Raw genomic sequence first — 18,879 nt, forward strand, 5'->3', positions numbered from 1 at the left:
CGCCTCAGGCCGAGGCAGCGTTGTAGAACAGCTCGCTGCTCTTGTGCTCGACCAAGGCCTGCTCGATGGCCGCTTGATGGACTTCGTCGGCGTGTTCTTCACCGGCTTCGGGCTGGATGCCCAGGCGCGCGAACAGTTGCATGTCCTTGTCGGCTTGCGGGTTGGCGGTGGTCAGCAGTTTCTCGCCGTAGAAGATCGAGTTGGCACCGGCAAAGAAGGCCAGGGCCTGCATCTGCTCGTTCATCGCTTCGCGGCCGGCGGACAGCCGCACGTGGGATTTGGGCATGAGGATGCGGGCCACGGCGAGCATGCGGATGAAATCGAACGGGTCGACGTCTTCGGCGTTTTCCAGCGGAGTGCCGGCGACCTTTACCAACATGTTGATCGGGACCGACTCCGGGTGCTCCGGCAGGTTGGCCAGCTGGATCAGCAACCCGGCGCGGTCGTCCAGCGACTCGCCCATGCCGAGGATGCCACCCGAGCAGATTTTCATCCCGGCGTCGCGCACATAGGCCAGGGTCTGCAGGCGATCGCTGTAGGTGCGGGTGGTGATGATGCTGGCGTAAAACTCCGGCGAGGTGTCGAGGTTGTGGTTGTAGTAGTCCAGCCCGGCCTCGGCCAGCGCTTGGGTTTGCTCAAGGTCGAGCTTGCCGAGGGTCATGCAGGTTTCCAGGCCCATGGCCTTGACCCCTTTGACCATCTGCAGCACGTAGGGCATGTCCTTGGCCGACGGATGCTTCCAGGCCGCGCCCATGCAGAAGCGGGTCGAACCAATGGCTTTGGCGCGGGCAGCCTCTTCGAGAACCTTCTGCACTTCCATCAGCTTCTGTTTTTCCAGCCCGGTGTTGTAGTGGCCGGACTGCGGACAATATTTGCAATCTTCCGGGCAGGCGCCGGTCTTGATCGACAACAGGGTCGAGACCTGCACGCGGTTGGCGTCGAAATGCGCGCGGTGCACGGTTTGCGCCTGGAACAGCAAGTCATTGAACGGCTGCTGGAACAGGGCTTTGACCTCGGCCAGGGACCAGTCGTGACGTGTTGTTGCAGTTGTGCTGGCGCTCATCGGCGGTTCCTTGTTTAGGCTTGTACAAGCGCCGGCACAGGAAACCCCGCCAGCGCATCACGGATAGCTCGCATAGTTAAGGAAGGCTGATGCACTGTCAACCACAAGTCAAAAACAAGGTTTACAACTGGCTATTTAATAACCACACCTGTCTGCTCTGCAATGAAGCGGCCGAGCAGCCCTACCCTTTGTGTGTCGCCTGCGAAAGCGAACTGCCCTGGCTCGATGAGCATTGCCAGGTCTGTGCCCTGCCGCTGCCCATGCACGGTCTGGTTTGCGGCCAGTGCAGCCGGCGCCCGCCGGCTTTCTATCGGGTCGAGGCGCCCTGGCACTACGGCTTTCCGGTCGATGCGCTGGTCACCCGCTTCAAGCACAACAGCCAGTGGCCGCTGGGCCGCCTGCTGGCGCAACTGCTCGGGCGCTGGTTGATCCATCGCTTTGAAGAAGGGCTGCCGCGCCCGGCCTTGTTGCTGCCGGTGCCGTTGGCAAAGCGGCGTTTGCGCCAACGTGGCTACAACCAGGCGGGCATGCTCGGTCACTGGCTGGCGCAGCAACTGGGCATAAGCTGCAGCGAACAGGTGCTTATCCGCACCCTCGATACCCCGGCCCAGCAAGGTCTCAAGGCGCAGGCGCGCAAACGCAACCTGCGCCAGGCCTTCGCCATCCACGACAGCAAGCTGATTGCCGGGCGTCATGTGGCGCTGGTGGATGACGTGCTGACCACTGGCGCTACTGCCCAGGCCTTGGCCAGCCTGCTGCTCAAGGCGGGCGCCCGGCGGGTCGATGTCTACTGCCTGGCACGCACCGCCAAGCCCGGCAGCGCTTGACTTGCACGCGGGGTGCGGGCACTTTCGGGCTGTTTCCTTTCAGGTGCCCGTTACCGCTTATGTCTCTGCCTGCCCTGCTCACCCAGCACATCGTCCGCCGTCCGCAGCGTATTGCCTTGCTGCAACACATTGCCGAACAAGGCTCGATCACCCGTGCGGCGAAAAGCGCCGGCATGAGTTACAAGGCCGCCTGGGATGCCATCGACGAGCTCAACAACCTGGCGGCCAGCCCGCTGGTCGAGCGCAGTGTCGGCGGCCGTGGCGGCGGTGGGGCCAAACTGTCCACCGAAGGCCAACGGGTGCTGCGCCTGTACCAGCGCTTGCAGGCGCTGCAGGCGCAGATCCTCGAAGCCGCCGAAGACGCCAGCGATCTCGACCTGCTCGGCCGCCTGATGCTGCGCACCAGCGCGCGCAACCAACTGCACGGGCGTATCAGTTCGATCGAGACCCAGGGCCGCTATGACCGCATCAGCCTGACCCTGGCGGGTGATCTGCGCATCGACGCCGAGATCACCCACGACAGCACCGCTCGCCTGGAACTGAGCCCCGGTACCGCCGTCGTCGCCCTGATCAAGGCCGGCTGGCTGGAGTTGCTCGGCCTCGATGAAGAACCTGCGCAGGGCTACAACTGCTTGCCGGTCAAGGTCGATGCCTTGCTTGACGACGCCGAGGGCCCCACCGAAGTGCGCCTGGCCCTGGCCAGCGGGCAAACCCTGTGTGCCTTTGCCGAAGCTCACTGGCTCAAGGATCACCGGGTCGTTGTAGGTAGCGACCTGCAAGTGCAGTTCCAGCCTTCCTACGTACTTCTCGGAACGCCGCTGTAAAACTGCCACAAAACCGTCATGCGCCCTGACTAAGGTGACTGCCAAACCCGCAGGAAGCCTGTCATGCACCTATTAGAAGAACACCAGCCAACCGACCTCGAACAGCTCACCCGTCTCAGCCGCCGGCGCTTTATCGGTGCCGGCGCCCTGTGCGGCGCAGCGTTGTTTCTCGGTGGCAATCTGCTCAGCCGCAGCGTTCTGGCCGCCAGCGTCAGCGCCGGCAACAGCAGCCTGCTGGGCTTTGCCAGCATTCCCGCCGCCAGCGCCGACAGCATCAGCCTGCCGCCAGGCTACAAGGCCCGGGTGCTGATCAGCTGGGGCCAGCCGCTGCACGCCAACGCGCCAGCCTTTGACCCTTCCGGCAATGGCAGTGCCCAGGCCCAGGAACTGCAGTTCGGTGACCACAACGACGGCATGAGCCTGTTCCCCTTCCCCGGCGACGACAACCGCGCGCTGATGGCGATCAACAACGAGTACACCAACTACCGCTACCTGTTCAGTCACGGCGGCAAACCGGCCTCTGCCGAAGAGGTGCACAAGGCCCAGGCCGCTGAAGGGGTGTCGGTAATCGAAGTGCGGCGCGCCGACGGCCAGTGGCAATTCATCCAGGATTCGCCCTACAACCGACGCATCCATGGCAACACGCCCATCAGCCTCAGCGGCCCCGCCGCCGGCGATGCCCTGCTCAGAACCGCGGCCGACAACAGCGGGCGCAAGGTGCTGGGTACCTTCCAGAACTGCGCCAACGGCAAAACCCCGTGGGGCACCTACCTGACCTGCGAAGAGAACTTCACCGACTGTTTCGGCAGCAGCGATCCGGCCCAGGCCTTCGATACCGCGCAGAAGCGTTATGGCGCTTCGGTCAGCGGCAAGGACGTCGACTGGCACCCGCACGACCCGCGCTTTGACCTGGCGAAAAACCCCAACGAACTCAACCGCCATGGCTGGGTGGTCGAGATCGACCCGTTCGATCCGCAATCAACACCGCTCAAGCGCACCGCCCTGGGCCGCTTCAAGCACGAAAATGCCGCCCTCGCCGAGACCGCCGACGGCCGCGCCGTGGTGTACATGGGCGACGACGAGCGAGGCGAGTTCATCTACAAGTTCATCAGCCGCGAGCGCATCGACCACAAGAACGCCAGCGCCAACCGCAACCTGCTGGACCACGGCACCTTGTATGTGGCGCGCTTCGACGATGGCGACCGTACCCCTGACCATCCGCGCGGCAAAGGCCAATGGCTGGAGCTGACCCACGGCAAGCACGGCCTCAACGCCGCCAACGGTTTTGCCAGCCAGGCCCAGGTGTTGATCCATGCACGCCTGGCCGCCAGCCACCTGCAGGCCACGCGCATGGACCGCCCGGAGTGGATCGTGGTCAGCCCCAAGGACGGCCAGGTCTATTGCACCCTGACCAATAACGTCAAACGCGGTGAAGACGGCCAGCCGGTCGGCGGCCCCAACCCGCGCGAGAAGAATGTCTACGGGCAGATCCTGCGCTGGCGCGAAAGCGCCGATGACCATGGCGCCATGAGCTTCGACTGGGACCTGTTCGTGGTGGCCGGCAATCCATCCGTGCATGCCGGTGATGCCAAGGCAGGTTCCGCCAACATCACCCCGCAGAACATGTTCAATAGCCCCGATGGCCTGGGCTTCGATGCCGATGGCCGCTTGTGGATACTGACTGACGGCGACTACAGCAACAGCGGTGACTTTGCCGGCATGGGCAACAACCAGATGCTCTGTGCAGATCCTGCCAGTGGCGAGATCCGCCGCTTCATGGTCGGCCCGGTGGCCTGCGAAGTGACCGGCATCGCCTTTGCCCCGGACCAGCGCACGCTGTTCGTCGGTATCCAGCATCCGGGCGAAACCGGCGGTTCGACCTTCCCCGAGCACCTGCCCAATGGCAAGCCGCGCTCGTCGGTGATGGCAATCAGCAGGGAGGATGGTGGGATCGTTGGCGCCCATCTGTAGGAGCGGCGGTGCGACGACTCGACTTGACCCGCGATGACGCCAGTGCAGACGGCACATCAGTTGGTGTCTGCATCGCGGGGCAAGCCCGCTCCCACACGAGCCGGCGATGTGCGATACCATGCAGGAACCTTGCGGCCACCTGCCGCATAGCAGGAGCGAGCATGTCCCACCCCTTTGAAACACTCACCCCCGACCTGGTCCTGGACGCCGTGGAAAGCATTGGCTTTCTCAGCGACGCCCGGGTGCTGGCACTCAACAGCTACGAGAACCGGGTCTACCAGGTGGGCATCGAAGGGGCTGATCCACTGATCGCCAAGTTCTACCGCCCGGACCGCTGGAGCGACGCGGCGATCCTCGAAGAACACAGCTTTACCGCGGAACTCGCCGAATGCGAAGTGCCGGTGGTGGCGCCACTGGTGCACAACGGCGAGACCCTGTTCGAGCACAGCGGCTTTCGCTTCACCCTGTTCCCGCGCCGCGGTGGTCGCGCGCCGGAGCCAGGCAATCTTGATCAGCTGTATCGCCTCGGGCAATTGCTCGGCCGCCTGCACGGGGTTGGCGCTACCCGCCCGTTCGAGCACCGCGAAGCGCTGGCGGTGGATAACTTCGGCCACGCCTCGCTGAACACCCTGCTCGAAGGCAACTTCATCCCTAAAAGCCTGCTGCCGGCTTTCGAATCGGTAGCCCGCGACCTGCTCAAGCGGGTCGAAGCGATCTACGCCAGCACCCCGCACCAGGTCATCCGCCTGCACGGCGACTGCCACCCGGGCAACATGATGTGCCGCGACGAAGTGTTCCACATCGTCGATCTCGACGACTGCCGCACCGGCCCGGCCGTGCAGGACCTGTGGATGATGCTTGCCGGCGAACGCCACGAGCGTCTTGGCCAACTCGCCGAGCTGATGGATGGCTACAACGAGTTCCACGATTTCGACCCGCGCGAGCTGGCGCTGATCGAGCCTCTGCGCGCCCTGCGCCTGTTGCATTACAGTGCCTGGCTGGCCCGGCGCTGGGACGACCCGGCGTTCCCGCGCAGCTTCCCCTGGTTCGGCCAGGAGCGCTACTGGGGCGACCAGATCCTCGCCCTACGCGAGCAAATGGCGGCGCTGGATGAAGAACCGCTGAAATTGTTCTGAAGCGCGTGCGAGTCTGTCTACAATAGCCCCCTGCTTTTAGATAGCTGCCTAAGCAAGGAATCTGCATGCACGCCGCCAACCCGCGCCGCGGGTACATCCTGGGCCTGAGCGCCTACATCATCTGGGGTTTGTTCCCGCTCTACTTCAAAGCGCTGCAAAGCGTCCCCGCGGTAGAAATCATCGTCCACCGGGTGCTCTGGTCGGCGCTGTTCGGCTCGTTGCTGCTGCTGGTCTGGAAACATCCGGGCTGGTTGCGCGAACTGCGCGAAAACCCCAAGCGCCTGGCAATCCTGGCCCTGAGCGGCTCGCTGATCGCCGGCAACTGGCTGACTTACGTGTGGTCGGTAAACAATGGCCGCATGCTTGAAGCCAGCCTGGGCTACTACATCAACCCGCTGGTCAACGTGCTGCTGGGCATGCTTTTACTCGGTGAACGCCTGCGCCGTTTGCAGTGGGTCGCAGTAGGGCTGGCCGCGCTTGGGGTAGCGCAACAAGTTTGGCAGGTCGGTAGCCTGCCTTGGGTATCCCTGGTACTGGCGCTGAGCTTTGGTTTCTATGGCTTGATCCGCAAACAGGCGCCGGTCGCCGCCCTGCCCGGGCTGGTGGTGGAAACCTGGATGCTGGTGCCGCTGGCCATCGGCTGGATGCTGCTCAACCCCATGGCTCACAGCGCCCAGGCCAGTTTCTATACCAGTAGCGAAGCCTTGTGGCTGATAGCCGCAGGTCCGGTCACCCTGGTGCCGCTGGTGTGCTTCAACGCCGCCGCCCGGCACCTGCCCTACACCACCCTGGGCTTCTTGCAGTACCTGGCGCCAACCCTGGTCCTGCTGCAGGCGGTGTGGCTGTTCGGCGAGCACCTGTCGAGCAGCACCTTGGTGGCCTTCATGTTCATCTGGGCGGGCCTGGCGCTGTACAGCGTCGACGCCTGGCTGAGCCTGCGCCGGCGCAGCTGATCAAAAAACACACAACCACCTGCAGGCCACGCCAATCGTGGCCTGCAGCGACATCTCCCAAGCTTATCCACAGGCGCATCCCCGATAAACCGGGATAACTAATCCTCGGGGCGCAGGTTCAATTCGACCATCAGGTCGTCGGCCAATGCCTCCAGCTTGCCCTGCAACACCTCCAGCGACAGCGTCAGCGGCACCGCCAGCAAGGCATCGGCATGGAACAGCGGTTCGCTGCTCATCGGCGCCGGTCGCACCTCGGTGGTCAGGCGCTCGACGTTGACGCCCTGCTCGGCCAGCAGCCGGGTAATGTCTCGGACGATACCCGGGCGGTCATTGCCCACCAGCTCCATTGCGATTGGCTTCCAGGTGCAGGACGGCTCAATGCCGCTCTCGGCAATCAGCACACGAATGTCGTGCTTGATCAGGGCCTTCAGCGCCTCGACCAGTTCATCGTAGGACTCGGCCGGCACCGCTACCTTGAGAATGCCGGCAAATTGCCCGGCCATACGCGACATGCGGCTCTCCAACCAGTTACCGTTATGCTCGGCAATGCATTGAGCGATCCGCTCGACCTGCCCGGCCTTATCGGGGGCGATCACTGTCAATACGAGATGATCCACGCGCTAACCCTCTGCTTTTGACGTTCAGCCCCCGAAATCAAAGGGCGCGCAGAAAGTATAGGCAAGGCGCGGCAACCTGCCGCAGGAGCAGCGTTTGACTAATCGTGTACTGTTTCAAGATTTATCTGGAACAATCTGCCGCTTTTTGAGAACATACGCACTCCCAGCGTGACCCTATGCGACCAATTGGTCGCAGAACGACGTATTTAGTCTGATTTTCACAACCGCAGCGCATCATGTAGTATGCCGCAGCGTGGACTACAAAACGTTGGATCGATGTCTGCCAAGGCGCCTGTGAAAATACGCCAACGCCTGCCAGCCTGTCTGGCAGGCCGCACCCAGCCGCCCACAAGGGCATGTTCTGGTGCCGTGTTTAGAGAAGCGCGCAAGGCTTAAATAGAAGAGCTGAATAGCTGAGCAGAGTGAGGCAAGCAATGACTGAACACGTTCAAGTCGGTGGCCTTCAGGTCGCCAAAGTCCTGTTCGACTTCGTGAACAACGAAGCCATTCCGGAACCGGCGTCAACGCCGAACAATTCTGGGTGGGTGCGGAAAAGATCATCAACGACCTCGCTCCAAAGAACAAAGCACTGCTGGCCAAACGTGACGCACTGCAGGCGCAGATTGACGCCTGGCACCAGGCGCGCAAAGGCCAGGCTCATGATGCCGTGGCTTACAAGGCCTTCCTTCAGGACATCGGTTACCTGCTGCCAGAAGCTGCAGACTTCCAGGCCTCGACCCAGAACGTCGACGACGAAATCGCCCGCATGGCCGGCCCTCAGCTGGTCGTGCCGGTCATGAATGCCCGCTTTGCCCTGAACGCCTCCAACGCCCGTTGGGGTTCGCTGTACGACGCGCTGTATGGCACTGATGCCATCAGCGAAGCCGGCGGCGCAGAAAAAGGCAAAGGCTACAACAAGGTTCGCGGCGACAAGGTGATTGCCTTCGCCCGCGCCTTCCTCGACGAATCGGCGCCACTGGCTGCCGGCTCCCATGTCGACTCCACTGCCTACCGCATTGAAGGCGGCAAGCTGGTGGTCGCCCTCAAGGGTGGCAGCAACAGCGGCCTGCGCGACGATGCCCAGCTGATCGGCTATCAGGGCGACGCTTCGGCGCCGACTGCGATCCTGCTCAAGCACAACGGCCTGCACTTCGAAATCCAGATCGACGCCAGCACCCCGGTCGGCCAGACCGACGCCGCCGGGGTCAAGGACGTGCTGATGGAAGCCGCCCTGACCACCATCATGGACTGCGAAGACTCGGTTGCCGCCGTCGATGCCGACGATAAAGTGGTGATCTACCGCAACTGGCTGGGCCTGATGAAAGGCGACCTGGCCGAAAGCGTCAGCAAAGCTGGCCAGACCTTCACCCGGACCATGAACCCGGACCGCGAATACACCGCGCCTAACGGTGGTTCGGTCAGCCTGCACGGCCGTTCGCTGCTGTTCGTGCGTAACGTCGGGCACCTGATGACCATCGACGCCATCCTCGACAAGGACGGCAACGAAGTGCCGGAAGGCATCCTCGATGGCCTGGTCACCAGCCTCGCCTCGATGCACAACCTCAATGGCAACACCAGCCGCAAGAACAGCCGCACCGGCTCCATGTACATCGTCAAACCGAAGATGCATGGCCCGGAAGAAGCTGCGTTCACCAACGAGCTGTTCGGCCGCATCGAAGATGCCCTGGGCCTCAAGCGCAACACCCTGAAAGTCGGGATCATGGACGAGGAGCGCCGCACCACGGTCAACCTCAAGGCCTGTATCCAGGCGGCCAGCGAGCGCGTGGTGTTCATCAACACCGGCTTCCTCGACCGTACCGGTGACGAAATCCACACCTCCATGGAAGCCGGCGCCGTGGTGCGCAAAGGCGCCATGAAGACCCAGAAGTGGATCGGCGCCTACGAAAACTCCAACGTCGATATCGGCCTGGCCACCGGCCTGCAAGGCCGCGCCCAGATCGGTAAAGGCATGTGGGCCATGCCGGACCTGATGGCCGACATGCTCGAGCAGAAGATCGCCCACCCGCTGGCCGGTGCCAACACCGCCTGGGTACCGTCGCCGACTGCTGCGGCCCTGCACGCCCTGCACTACCACAAGGTTGATGTGTTCGCCCGTCAGGCGGAACTGGCCAAGCGTACACCGGCTTCGGTCGATGACATCCTGACCATCCCGCTGGCGACCGATACCAACTGGTCGGACGAAGAAAAGCGCAACGAACTGGACAACAACGCTCAGGGCATCCTCGGTTACGTGGTGCGCTGGATCGACCAGGGTGTCGGTTGTTCGAAGGTGCCGGACATCAACGATGTCGGCCTGATGGAAGACCGCGCCACCCTGCGGATTTCCGCACAGTTGCTGGCCAACTGGCTGCGCCATGGCGTGGTCAGCGAAGCGCAGGTTCTGGAGAGCCTCAAGCGCATGGCGCCGGTGGTCGACAAGCAGAACGCCAACGACCCGCTGTACCGCCCGCTGGCTCCGGACTTCGACAACAACATCGCCTTCCAGGCGGCGGTTGAGCTGGTCGTCGAAGGCAGCAAGCAACCGAATGGTTACACCGAGCCGGTGCTGCATCGTCGTCGTCGCGAGTTCAAGGCCCGGAACGGCCTGTAATCGCGTAGTCTTCATCGCGGGTCAAGTCGGAGCGGCGGTGCGCCGATCCGACTTGACCCGCGATGGCTTCAGCCTATCCCCAGTTCCCTGCGCACCAACCGCACCAACTTGTCCAGATCGATCGGCTTGAGCAGAAAGTCGACGACGCTCAAGTGCATCGCCTCGATGGCGTCTTTCACATCCGCAGCCCCTGAGACGATGATGATCGGCATCGCCGCGCGCTCCGATTCGCGAATCTGACGTATCAGCTCAAGCCCACCGAACGAGCCCATGCGCAGGTCGGTGATCACCAGACCGATACCGCGCTCCTTGGCCAGGCACTCCAGCGCCTGCTTGCCGCTGTTGGCGGTCAGGCATTTGATGCGTTTTGAACTCAGGTACCTGGCCAGGGCATCGCGGGCCACACGGTTGTCGTCGACGATCAAAACCTTGGGCGGCGCAGCCTCAGGCGCAATCACCGATGCCAGGGCTTTGCGCTCGGCTTCGCTCAGTATGTCTTCGTGGTCGGACATGGCTGTCTCATCATCAATGACCTGCAAAATGTCCTGTGAATCAAGTTCAGACCGCATTGAGATTACTTGCAAACTGCCTTTCGTCGGCAAATTGACACATGACGCAACGCCTCAACAGCCTGACGCAGTTTATAGACTTACGTCCAATGGGCACTGAGCAGCCCGCGGCCGACCATGAACAACGAAAACAACAAGGTCGATGGTCACAGCTCGACACAAAGACGCGGTAATGCTCATGAGCAAAAAGGACGCCTTCGCCCAGGCAGGAAAGACTGCAGTCATGCAGAACATCCAGGGGACCATGCAGTTTCTGCAACGCTTTCCACCCTTCAATCAGATGGAGAACGCCCACCTGGCGTTTCTCGTCGAACAGTGCCAACTGCGCTTCTATGCGGCCAATGACAGCATCATCAAGCCCAGCGACGGCCCGGTCGAGCACTTCTACATCGTCAAGCAGGGCCGGGTGGTCGGTGAGCGTCAGCACGTAACCCGCCCGGGCACCGAAACCACCTTCGAGATCACCAGCGGCGAGTGCTTCCCGCTCGCCGCCCTGCTCGGCGAACGGGCGACCCGTACCGAACACCTGGCCGGCGAAGATACCTTTTGCCTGCAATTGAACAAGGCCGCGTTCATCCGCCTGTTCACCCTGTCCGAAGCCTTCCGCGACTTCGCCCTACGCGGGGTCAGCAGCCTGCTCGACCAGGTCAACCAGCAGGTCCAGCGCCGCGCGGTGGAAACCCTCGGCAACCAGTATTCACTGAACACCCGCCTGGGCGAGCTGGCCATGCGTCACCCAGTAGTCTGCGACCCGGCCACGCCGTTGCGTGAAGCGGTGCGGCTGATGCACGAGCAACAGGTCGGCAGCATTGTCATCGTCGACGAGCAGCGCTTTCCCATCGGTATCTTCACCCTGCGCGACCTGCGCCAGGTGGTGGCCGATGCCAGCGCCGACTTCGCTCAGCCAATCAGCCGGCACATGACCGCCGCGCCGTTCTACCTGAACCCGCAAGCCAGCGCCTTCGACGCCGCCATCGCCATGACCGAGCGGCATATTGCCCACGTCTGCCTGGTCGAAGAGCGGCGCTTGTGCGGCGTGGTGTCCGAGCGGGACCTGTTCTCCCTGCAACGGGTCGACCTGGTGCACCTGGCGCGCACCATCCGCCACGCCAGCCGGGTCGAAAACCTGGTATCGCTACGCGGCGAAATCAGCCAGCTGGTTGAACGCATGCTCGCCCATGGCGCGTCTTCGACGCAGATCACCCAGATCATCACCCTGCTCAACGACCACACCGTGTGCCGGGTGATCGAGCTGGCCATCGAAGACAAGGGCGACCCGGGCGTGCCCTTCAGCTGGCTGTGCTTCGGCAGCGAAGGCCGCCGCGAACAGACCCTGCACACCGATCAGGACAACGGCATCCTCTTCGAAGCCCGCGATGCCGCCCATGCCGCCGAACTACGCGGGCGCCTGTTACCGCTGGCCCAGCACATCAATCAGGGCCTGGCGCAATGCGGCTTCAGCCTGTGCAAGGGCAACATCATGGCCGGCAACCCCGAGCTGTGCCTGTCCCGCGCCGAATGGGCACGGCGCTTTGCCGCTTTCATTCGCGAAGCCACGCCCCAAAACCTGCTGGCGTCGAGCATTTACTTCGACCTGCGGGTGGTCTGGGGCGACGAACAGGCCTGTGAGCAACTGCGCCAGAGCATCCTCGAGCAGGTAGCCGACAACCGCCTGTTCCAGCGCATGATGGCCGATAATGCCCTGCGCCAGCGCCCGCCGGTGGGACGTTTCCGGGAGTTCGTGCTGACCCGCCAGGGTAACGACAAGGCCGCCACTCTCGACCTCAAGGTCCAGGGCCTGACGCCGTTCGTCGATGGCGCACGGTTGCTGGCCCTGGCCAACGGCATCGGCGCCAACAACACCCTGGAGCGCCTGCGCCAACTGGTGGCCAGGCAAGTGATCGACCCGCTCGACGGCGCCGCCTATGAAGAGGCCTACCACTTCATTCAGCAAACCCGCATGCAGCAACATCAATTGCAGAGCCGGCAGAACCTGCCCTACTCCAACCGGGTCGACCCCGACAGCCTCAACCATCTGGACCGGCGCATCCTGCGCGAGTCCCTGCGCCAGGCCCAGCGCCTGCAAAGCAGCCTGGCCCTGCGGTACCAGCTATGAGCCTGTTTGCCTGGCTGCGCCCCAACCAACCGCGGCTCGACGAGCACCTGCGCCAGCGTATGGAGCAACTGACAGCCCCCGCGCCGCTGGCCGAACACAGCCTGCGCCAGCAGCGCTGGGTGGTGCTCGACCTGGAAACCAGCGGCCTGAACCTCAACCGCGACCAGGTGCTGTCGATTGGCGCGGTGGTGATCGAAGACGGCGCCATCGACTTCAGCCAGCAGTTCGAACGCACCCTGCACCAGCGCGACCACAAGCTCACCTCCAGTGTGCTGATCCACGGCCTGGGCCCCAGTGCCATCGCCGCTGGCAGTGATCCAGCCCAGGCGCTGCTGGAGCTGATGGATTTTATCGGCGACAGCCCGCTGCTGGCGTTTCATGCACCGTTCGATCAACGCATGCTTAGCCGAGCGCTGAAGGACCACCTGGGTTATCGCCTGCAGCATCCGTTCTTCGATGTCGCCGAGCTGGCGCCGCTGCTCAACCCGCAGATCACCCTGCGTGAAGCCGGGCTGGATGACTGGACCGCCTACTTTGGCCTTGAGGCCGCCGAACGGCACAACGCCAGCGCCGATGCCATGGTCACCGCCGAGCTGGCGCTGATTCTGTTCAGCCAGGCCCGGCGCCAGCAACTGGACAGCCCGGCCTTGCTCGACCAGCAGTTGCACCGCCTGCGCAGGCGGCGGCAACAAAGTCATGGCTTTTAAGCATCATCCGATGAGCGTGAATTGCGTCTGATGGGGAGCTTCTGCGACAATCGCGAATAATTCTCGTTAGTTAACGCATCTTTTCGGGGAACGCCTTGTCGTCTGTGCAAAGCCCACACACTGAGCTGGTCGGTACGCTTTACCGCGACCATCGCAGTTGGCTGCTCGCCTGGCTGCGGCGCAACATCGCCTGCGCCGAGCGCGCCGAAGACCTGAGCCAGGACACCTTCGTGCGCCTGCTCGGGCGCGAGCAATTGCCGGCGCCACGCGAACCCCGGGCGTTCCTCCTGGCCATTGCCAAGGGCCTGCTGTTCGACCACTTTCGCCGCGCGGCACTGGAACAGGCGTACCTGGCCGAACTGATGCTCATCCCCGAAGCCGAACAGCCCTCTGCGGAAGAACAGCACCTGATCCTCGAAGACCTCAAGGCCATCGACCGCCTGCTCGGCAAGCTGTCGAGCAAAGCCCGGGCGGCGTTCCTGTACAACCGCCTGGACGGCCTGGGCCATGGCGAGATCGCCGAGCGTCTGGGGGTTTCCGTGTCGCGGGTGCGCCAGTACCTGGCCCAGGGCATGCGCCAGTGCTACGTGGCGCTGTACGGTGAGCCGACATGAACAGCAAGCCGGTTTCGGCGCGGGTACTGGATGCCGCGATCGCCTGGCAGCTGTGCCTGGACTCGGGCAGCGGCAGCGCCGATGAGCGCGCCGAGTTCGCCCGCTGGCACGCCGCCAGCGAAGAGCACGCCCGTGCCTGGCTGCAACTGGGCATGCTCGACCAGCGCTTCAGCGCCGCTGCCGGCCCTGCGCGCCAGGCCCTGCTGCAATCACGCACCGGCCTGCGCCAGCGGGTGCGCAAGCTGGGCAGCGGCCTGGCCAGCCTGGTGCTGGTGGTCGGCCTGCTGAGCTGGGTCAGTGCCCATCAATCGCTGGGCTATTGGTTGGCCGACCAGCGCACCGGCACCGGCGAGCAGCGTACCTTGCGCCTCACCGACGGCACCCTGATCAGCCTCAACACCCATTCGGCGGTGGATATCCGCTTCGACGAGAAACAGCGCCTGATCGTCCTGCACGAAGGCGAAATCTCCATCGAGACCGGCCACAAGGACGATCGTCCGTTTGTAGTCACCACCGAAGACGGTCGCCTGCGTGCCCTGGGAACGCGCTTCCTGGTCAAGCTCGAAGATCAGGGCACACGCCTGAGCGTGCTGCAGTCGGCAGTAGCGGCGCGCCCGCAAGACAGCGGCGACGAGCAGATTTTCAAGGAAGGCCAGCAGGTGCTGATGAACCACGACCGCCTGGGCCGCGCCGACGGCCTGGCCGCCGGAGCCGATGCCTGGACCCGCGGCATGCTGGTGGTCGACAACGTGCGCCTGGCCGATCTGGTCGAGGAGCTGGGGCGTTACCGCAGCGGGCACCTGGGGGTTGCTACGGATGTGGCCGACCTGCGCATTACCGGCAGCTTCCCGCTCAATGATATCGACCTGGCACTGACCTCGTTGCTACCGACCTTGCCGGTGCAGATCGAGCAGCGCACGCCGTGGTGGGTGACGGTGGTGGCTAAAAGCGATACGCCGGCGAGCAGCGTGAAATAAAAATCAAAATTATTTTCACTAACCCCTGACACTTTTTCCAACTCACTCGGCAAGGAAGCTAGTTAGCACTTACTTCCGTCGAGGAGCCGCTGTATGTCCCGCGCTTTTGAGAACTTCCTGCGTCCCGGTCTGCTGGCCGTGGCCATTGCCCTGACAGCACCTCTGGCGAGCAGCCCGCTGATCGCTGCCGAGCAATCGGCCACCCTGCGCAGCTACAACCTGCCTGCCGCGCCGCTGTCGACCACGCTCAACCAGATCGCCAGCCAGGCTGGCATCGCTCTGGCCCTGGACCCGAGGCTGGCCAGCGGCCGCACCTCGGCGCCGGTCAACGGCCAGTACGATGGCGTCGGCGCCCTGCAAGCGGCCCTGCGCGGCACCGGCCTGCAACTGCAACAGAGCAGCGCCGGCACCTATAGCCTGGTTGCGGCACCCGAGGGCACCCTGGCCCTGCCGGAAACCAGCGTCAATGCACGCAGCGACTATGAAAGCGCCTGGGGCCCGGCCACCGGTTTTACCGCCACGCGCACCGCCGCTGGAACCAAAACCGACACCCCGATCGTTGAAGCACCCCGCTCGATGAGCGTGATCACCCGTGAACAACTGGACGACCGCCAGGTTCTCAACCTCAACGACGCGCTGCGCTACACCGCTGGCGTACAAAGCAGCGGCTATGGCTCCGACACCCGCGCCGACTGGCTGCGGGTACGCGGTTTCGACCCGACCCAGTTCCTCGACGGCCTGCCTTTGCCCAAAGGCTCGTTCGCCAACCCGAAGGTCGAGCCGTGGAACCTTGAGCGCATTGCCGTGCTGCGCGGCCCGGCCTCGTCGGTGTATGGCCAGACCCCGCCCGGCGGCATGCTCGACATGGTCAGCCGTCGCCCCCAGGCTGAAAGCGCCCACCAGGTCGAAGCCCAGGTTGGCAGCAACAACCACCGCCAGATCAACTTCGACAGCACCGGCAAGATCGATGACGACGGCCAGTTCCTGTATCGCGTCAGCGGCGTGGTACGCGACAGCGGCGCACCGACCGACCACGTTCCAGACAAGCGCTACAACCTCGCGCCCAGCCTGACCTGGAACATGGATGAAGACACCAGCCTGACCTTCATCACCCAGTTCACCCGTGACGACACCGGTATCAGCGGCCAGTTCCTGCCGCTGCAGGGCACCAAGCTGGGCTCGCCGGCTGGCGACATCTCCCACCACAAGAACCTCGGTGACCCGGACTGGGAGTTCTACGATCGCACCTACTACGCCCTGGGCTATGCCTTCGAGCGCCGTCTGAACGATGTCTGGCAGTTCCGTCAGAACCTGCGCTATACCAAGAGCGACCTGTCGTTCCAGGGCATCAACGTCGCGACCATGAACAACGATACCTCCACCCCAGGCGGCAGCGTCGAAGCTGACGGCAGCGTTCCACGGGAAACCGGCATCGTCGACGAGGACATCAGCCAGTTCGCCGTCGACAACAATTTCCAGGCCGACTTCCAGACCGGCGCCCTGAGCCACACCCTGCTGATCGGCCTCGATCACCAGCGCTCGAACACCAATTACCGCTGGGACTACGGCCTGGCCTTCAGCGTGCCGCCAGGCAACGTGATCAACCCGCCGTACGGCCAGGACTTCTCCAAGGTGTCGTACTTCACCATGTACGACTACGGCCAGAAAACCCGCCAGACCGGCTTCTACATTCAGGACCAGATCGCCCTCGACAACTGGCGCCTGACCCTGGGCGGGCGTGAAGACTGGGTGCACACCGGCACCACCTTCCACAACCAGAACGATGCCACCAGCACCGAGCGCGACAAGGCCTTCACCGGCAACATCGGCCTGAGCTACGTGTTCGACAATGGCGTAACCCCGTACATCTCCTACACCGAGTCGTTCCAGCCGACCACCGGCGCCGCCGTCGCCTCCACTGACTCGTTCAAACCCACCGAAGGCCGCCAGTACGAAGTCGGCATCAAGTACCAGCCGGTGGGCAGCAAGAACCTCTACACCGCTGCCGTGTATGACTTGCGCCAGGACAACGTGAAAGTCACCGAAGGCAACATTACCCAGCAGGTTGGCCAGTTGCAGGTCCGCGGCCTGGAACTGGAAGCCACCACCCAGGTGACAGAGAACCTCAAGGTGATCGGTTCCTACAGCTACACCGATACCGAGATCCTCAAGGGTGCGGCCAACGAGCAAGGCAACCGCATGGCCCTGATCCCGCGCAACCAGGCGACCCTGTGGGCCGACTACACCTGGCACAACGGCCTGCTCGACGGCTTCGGCGTCGGCGGTGGCGTGCGCTATGTGGGTGACAACTACGGCAACACCACCAACACCGATCTGGGCTATGTCGGCTCCTACACCGTCTACGACGCCTCGGTGCACTACGACCTGGGCCGCAAGGTCAGCACGCTCAAAGGCATGACCGTCGCCGTCGAGGCCAAGAACCTGTTCAACAAGGACTACCTGGCCAACTGCGACGGTTACTGGTGCTACTACGGTGACGAGCGCAACGTGGTTGCCAGCGTCAACTACAAGTTCTAAGGCCGCGGATGAACAGCCGAACCATCCGCCGCTGGTCCTTCGTGCATACCTGGACCAGCCTGATCTGCACCCTGTTCCTGCTGATGCTGGCAGTTACTGGCTTGCCGCTGATCTTTCATCACGAGATCGACCACCTGCTGGGCGATGCCCCCGAGCTCAAGGAGATGCCGGCCGACACGCCCAGGCTCGACTTGCAGGAACTGGTGCTCAAGGCCCAGGCCCATCGCCCCGGTGAAGTGATGCAATACTTCGGCTGGGATGAAGACGACCGCAACGGCGTGGTCGCGATCATGGCCGCTACCGCAGGTACCGAGCCGAACTCGTCGCACACCTTCATGCTCGATGCACGCAGCGGCGAAGCGGTGGAAATGCCTTCGGCCAACGGCGGTTTCATGATGACCATGCTGCGCCTGCACGTGGACATGTTTGCCGGCCTGCCCGGCAAACTGCTGCTGGCGTTCATGGGGCTGTTGTTCGTGGTGGCGATCATCTCTGGCGTGGTGCTCTATGCGCCGTTCATGCGCCGGCTGAAGTTCGCTACGGTGCGCAACGACAAATCCACGCGTCTGCGCTGGCTCGACCTGCACAACCTGATCGGCATCGTCACCCTGACCTGGGCGCTGGTGGTGGGCGTCACCGGGGTGATCAGCGCGCTGTCGGACCTGGTCATCGCCGCCTGGCGCAACGACAGCCTGACGGCAATGGTTGCGCCCTACCGCGATGCACCACCGCTCACCGAACTGGCACCGGTCAGTCGTGTGCTGGATATCGCCGCCGACGCCGCACCGGGCATGCAGCCGGACTTCATCGCCTTCCCCGGTACGCGTTTCTCCAGCGAGCACCACTATGCGGTGTTCATGAAAGGCAGCACCCACCTGACCGCGCACCTGCTGACGCCGGTGCTGATCGACGCCAGCAACCTGCAAGTCACCGCCATCGGCGACCGCCCCTGGTACATGGACGCCATGGGCCTGTCGCAGCCGCTGCACTTTGGTGACTACGGCGGCCGGCCAATGCAGATCCTCTGGGCAGTGCTGGATGTGCTGACCATCATCGTCCTGGGTAGCGGCGTGTACCTTTGGGTGGTGCGCCGGCGGGCCAGCAAGCCGCTGGTTGCGGCGCAGATGGAGACGCTGCAATGAAGCGCAGGTCGTCAGGATTCTGGAGCGTATTCGGCATACCGACAGTCATTGCCCTGCTGGGCGCGCTAGGGCTGTTTGCTGCCCTGCTCGGCGATGGCGGGTGGGACGCGCTGGCCTGGGTCGGCTTGGGCTTGCCGGCGCTATACAGTTTGCGCGGGCTATGGCCTGCCAGGGGCAACTGAATACATGTATAGCGACAGTCACTGAACAGCGC

General features: G+C 63.5%; 15 protein-coding genes and 1 pseudogene. 13 read left to right on the forward strand and 3 right to left on the reverse strand.

Annotated elements, in window-relative coordinates; all coding sequences use genetic code 11:
- Positions 1–4: 4 nt before the first annotated feature.
- Positions 5–1,063, reverse strand: coding sequence for a biotin synthase BioB (gene bioB / locus LOY54_RS25185; protein ID WP_045199206.1), 1,059 nt, complete (start codon positions 1,061–1,063; stop codon positions 5–7).
- Positions 1,064–1,152: 89 nt separating this feature from the next.
- Here bioB and LOY54_RS25190 point away from each other — a divergent pair, with 89 nt between their 5' ends.
- The 5 genes from LOY54_RS25190 to rarD all read left to right on the forward strand — a co-directional run bounded on the left by LOY54_RS25190 (position 1,153) and on the right by rarD (position 6,774).
- Positions 1,153–1,890, forward strand: coding sequence for a ComF family protein (locus LOY54_RS25190; protein ID WP_093378871.1), 738 nt, complete (start codon positions 1,153–1,155; stop codon positions 1,888–1,890).
- Positions 1,891–1,949: 59 nt separating this feature from the next.
- On the forward strand, positions 1,950–2,714 hold the full coding sequence (locus LOY54_RS25195; RefSeq protein ID WP_258608349.1) for a TOBE domain-containing protein: 765 nt from the start codon (positions 1,950–1,952) through the stop codon (positions 2,712–2,714).
- Positions 2,715–2,777: 63 nt separating this feature from the next.
- Positions 2,778–4,685 carry a PhoX family phosphatase gene (locus LOY54_RS25200; RefSeq protein WP_258608351.1) on the forward strand — a complete coding sequence of 636 codons (1,908 nt, stop codon included), beginning with the start codon at positions 2,778–2,780 and terminating at the stop codon, positions 4,683–4,685.
- Positions 4,686–4,846: 161 nt separating this feature from the next.
- A complete protein-coding gene (locus LOY54_RS25205) occupies positions 4,847–5,821 on the forward strand; it encodes a serine/threonine protein kinase (protein WP_258608353.1) in 975 nt (324 codons plus the stop codon).
- A 65-nt stretch (positions 5,822–5,886) separates the two neighbouring features.
- Positions 5,887–6,774, forward strand: a complete 888-nt coding sequence (rarD, locus tag LOY54_RS25210) for an EamA family transporter RarD (RefSeq protein WP_045199195.1) — start codon at positions 5,887–5,889, stop codon at positions 6,772–6,774.
- A gap of 98 nt (positions 6,775–6,872) precedes the next feature.
- Here rarD and LOY54_RS25215 read toward each other — a convergent pair whose 3' ends face one another.
- On the reverse strand, positions 6,873–7,391 hold the full coding sequence (locus tag LOY54_RS25215; protein ID WP_045199194.1) for a glycine cleavage system protein R: 519 nt from the start codon (positions 7,389–7,391) through the stop codon (positions 6,873–6,875).
- Positions 7,392–7,825: 434 nt separating this feature from the next.
- Here LOY54_RS25215 and LOY54_RS25220 point away from each other — a divergent pair.
- Positions 7,826–10,002 (forward strand): annotated as a pseudogene (locus LOY54_RS25220) (malate synthase G).
- A gap of 68 nt (positions 10,003–10,070) precedes the next feature.
- Here LOY54_RS25220 and LOY54_RS25225 read toward each other — a convergent pair.
- The gene (locus tag LOY54_RS25225; RefSeq protein WP_258608355.1) at positions 10,071–10,514 is read right to left on the reverse strand and encodes a response regulator; all 444 of its coding nucleotides are present in this window, start codon (positions 10,512–10,514) and stop codon (positions 10,071–10,073) included.
- 235 nt (positions 10,515–10,749) lie between these two features.
- Between LOY54_RS25225 and LOY54_RS25230 the strand changes: the two genes are divergently transcribed.
- The 7 genes from LOY54_RS25230 (at position 10,750) to LOY54_RS25260 (ending at position 18,847) form a co-directional block, all read left to right on the forward strand.
- Positions 10,750–12,687, forward strand: a complete 1,938-nt coding sequence (locus LOY54_RS25230; RefSeq protein WP_258610749.1) for a DUF294 nucleotidyltransferase-like domain-containing protein — start codon at positions 10,750–10,752, stop codon at positions 12,685–12,687.
- The gene (locus LOY54_RS25235; protein ID WP_258608356.1) at positions 12,684–13,394 is read left to right on the forward strand and encodes a PolC-type DNA polymerase III; all 711 of its coding nucleotides are present in this window, start codon (positions 12,684–12,686) and stop codon (positions 13,392–13,394) included. The genes LOY54_RS25230 and LOY54_RS25235 overlap by 4 nt, the downstream gene beginning before the upstream one ends.
- Before the next feature lie 95 nt (positions 13,395–13,489).
- On the forward strand, positions 13,490–14,008 hold the full coding sequence (locus LOY54_RS25240) for an RNA polymerase sigma factor (protein WP_093378835.1): 519 nt from the start codon (positions 13,490–13,492) through the stop codon (positions 14,006–14,008).
- Complete coding sequence (locus LOY54_RS25245) at positions 14,005–14,985, forward strand: FecR family protein (protein ID WP_258608358.1); 981 nt, start codon at positions 14,005–14,007, stop codon at positions 14,983–14,985. Before LOY54_RS25240 ends, LOY54_RS25245 begins: the two co-directional genes overlap by 4 nt.
- Before the next feature lie 93 nt (positions 14,986–15,078).
- A complete protein-coding gene (locus tag LOY54_RS25250) occupies positions 15,079–17,523 on the forward strand; it encodes a TonB-dependent siderophore receptor (protein ID WP_258608359.1) in 2,445 nt (814 codons plus the stop codon).
- Between the two features lie 8 nt (positions 17,524–17,531).
- On the forward strand, positions 17,532–18,665 hold the full coding sequence (locus tag LOY54_RS25255; RefSeq protein WP_045199179.1) for a PepSY domain-containing protein: 1,134 nt from the start codon (positions 17,532–17,534) through the stop codon (positions 18,663–18,665).
- Positions 18,662–18,847 (forward strand): hypothetical protein, encoded by a 186-nt coding sequence (locus tag LOY54_RS25260; protein ID WP_258608361.1) that lies wholly within the window; start codon positions 18,662–18,664, stop codon positions 18,845–18,847. The genes LOY54_RS25255 and LOY54_RS25260 overlap by 4 nt, the downstream gene beginning before the upstream one ends.
- Positions 18,848–18,879: the final 32 nt, after the last annotated feature.

It is taken from the genome of Pseudomonas sp. B21-032 (assembly GCF_024748965.1).
Lineage (GTDB): Bacteria > Pseudomonadota > Gammaproteobacteria > Pseudomonadales > Pseudomonadaceae > Aquipseudomonas.

Coding starts and splice junctions, on each gene's coding strand:
- bioB (WP_045199206.1), bottom strand. CDS start 1,063: ATGAGCGCCAGCACAACTGCAACAACACGTCACGACTGGTCCCTGGCC.
- LOY54_RS25190 (WP_093378871.1), top strand. CDS start 1,153: ATGCACTGTCAACCACAAGTCAAAAACAAGGTTTACAACTGGCTATTT.
- LOY54_RS25195 (WP_258608349.1), top strand. CDS start 1,950: ATGTCTCTGCCTGCCCTGCTCACCCAGCACATCGTCCGCCGTCCGCAG.
- LOY54_RS25200 (WP_258608351.1), top strand. CDS start 2,778: ATGCACCTATTAGAAGAACACCAGCCAACCGACCTCGAACAGCTCACC.
- LOY54_RS25205 (WP_258608353.1), top strand. CDS start 4,847: ATGTCCCACCCCTTTGAAACACTCACCCCCGACCTGGTCCTGGACGCC.
- rarD (WP_045199195.1), top strand. CDS start 5,887: ATGCACGCCGCCAACCCGCGCCGCGGGTACATCCTGGGCCTGAGCGCC.
- LOY54_RS25225 (WP_258608355.1), bottom strand. CDS start 10,514: ATGTCCGACCACGAAGACATACTGAGCGAAGCCGAGCGCAAAGCCCTG.
- LOY54_RS25230 (WP_258610749.1), top strand. CDS start 10,750: ATGAGCAAAAAGGACGCCTTCGCCCAGGCAGGAAAGACTGCAGTCATG.
- LOY54_RS25235 (WP_258608356.1), top strand. CDS start 12,684: ATGAGCCTGTTTGCCTGGCTGCGCCCCAACCAACCGCGGCTCGACGAG.
- LOY54_RS25245 (WP_258608358.1), top strand. CDS start 14,005: ATGAACAGCAAGCCGGTTTCGGCGCGGGTACTGGATGCCGCGATCGCC.
- LOY54_RS25250 (WP_258608359.1), top strand. CDS start 15,079: ATGTCCCGCGCTTTTGAGAACTTCCTGCGTCCCGGTCTGCTGGCCGTG.
- LOY54_RS25255 (WP_045199179.1), top strand. CDS start 17,532: ATGAACAGCCGAACCATCCGCCGCTGGTCCTTCGTGCATACCTGGACC.
- LOY54_RS25260 (WP_258608361.1), top strand. CDS start 18,662: ATGAAGCGCAGGTCGTCAGGATTCTGGAGCGTATTCGGCATACCGACA.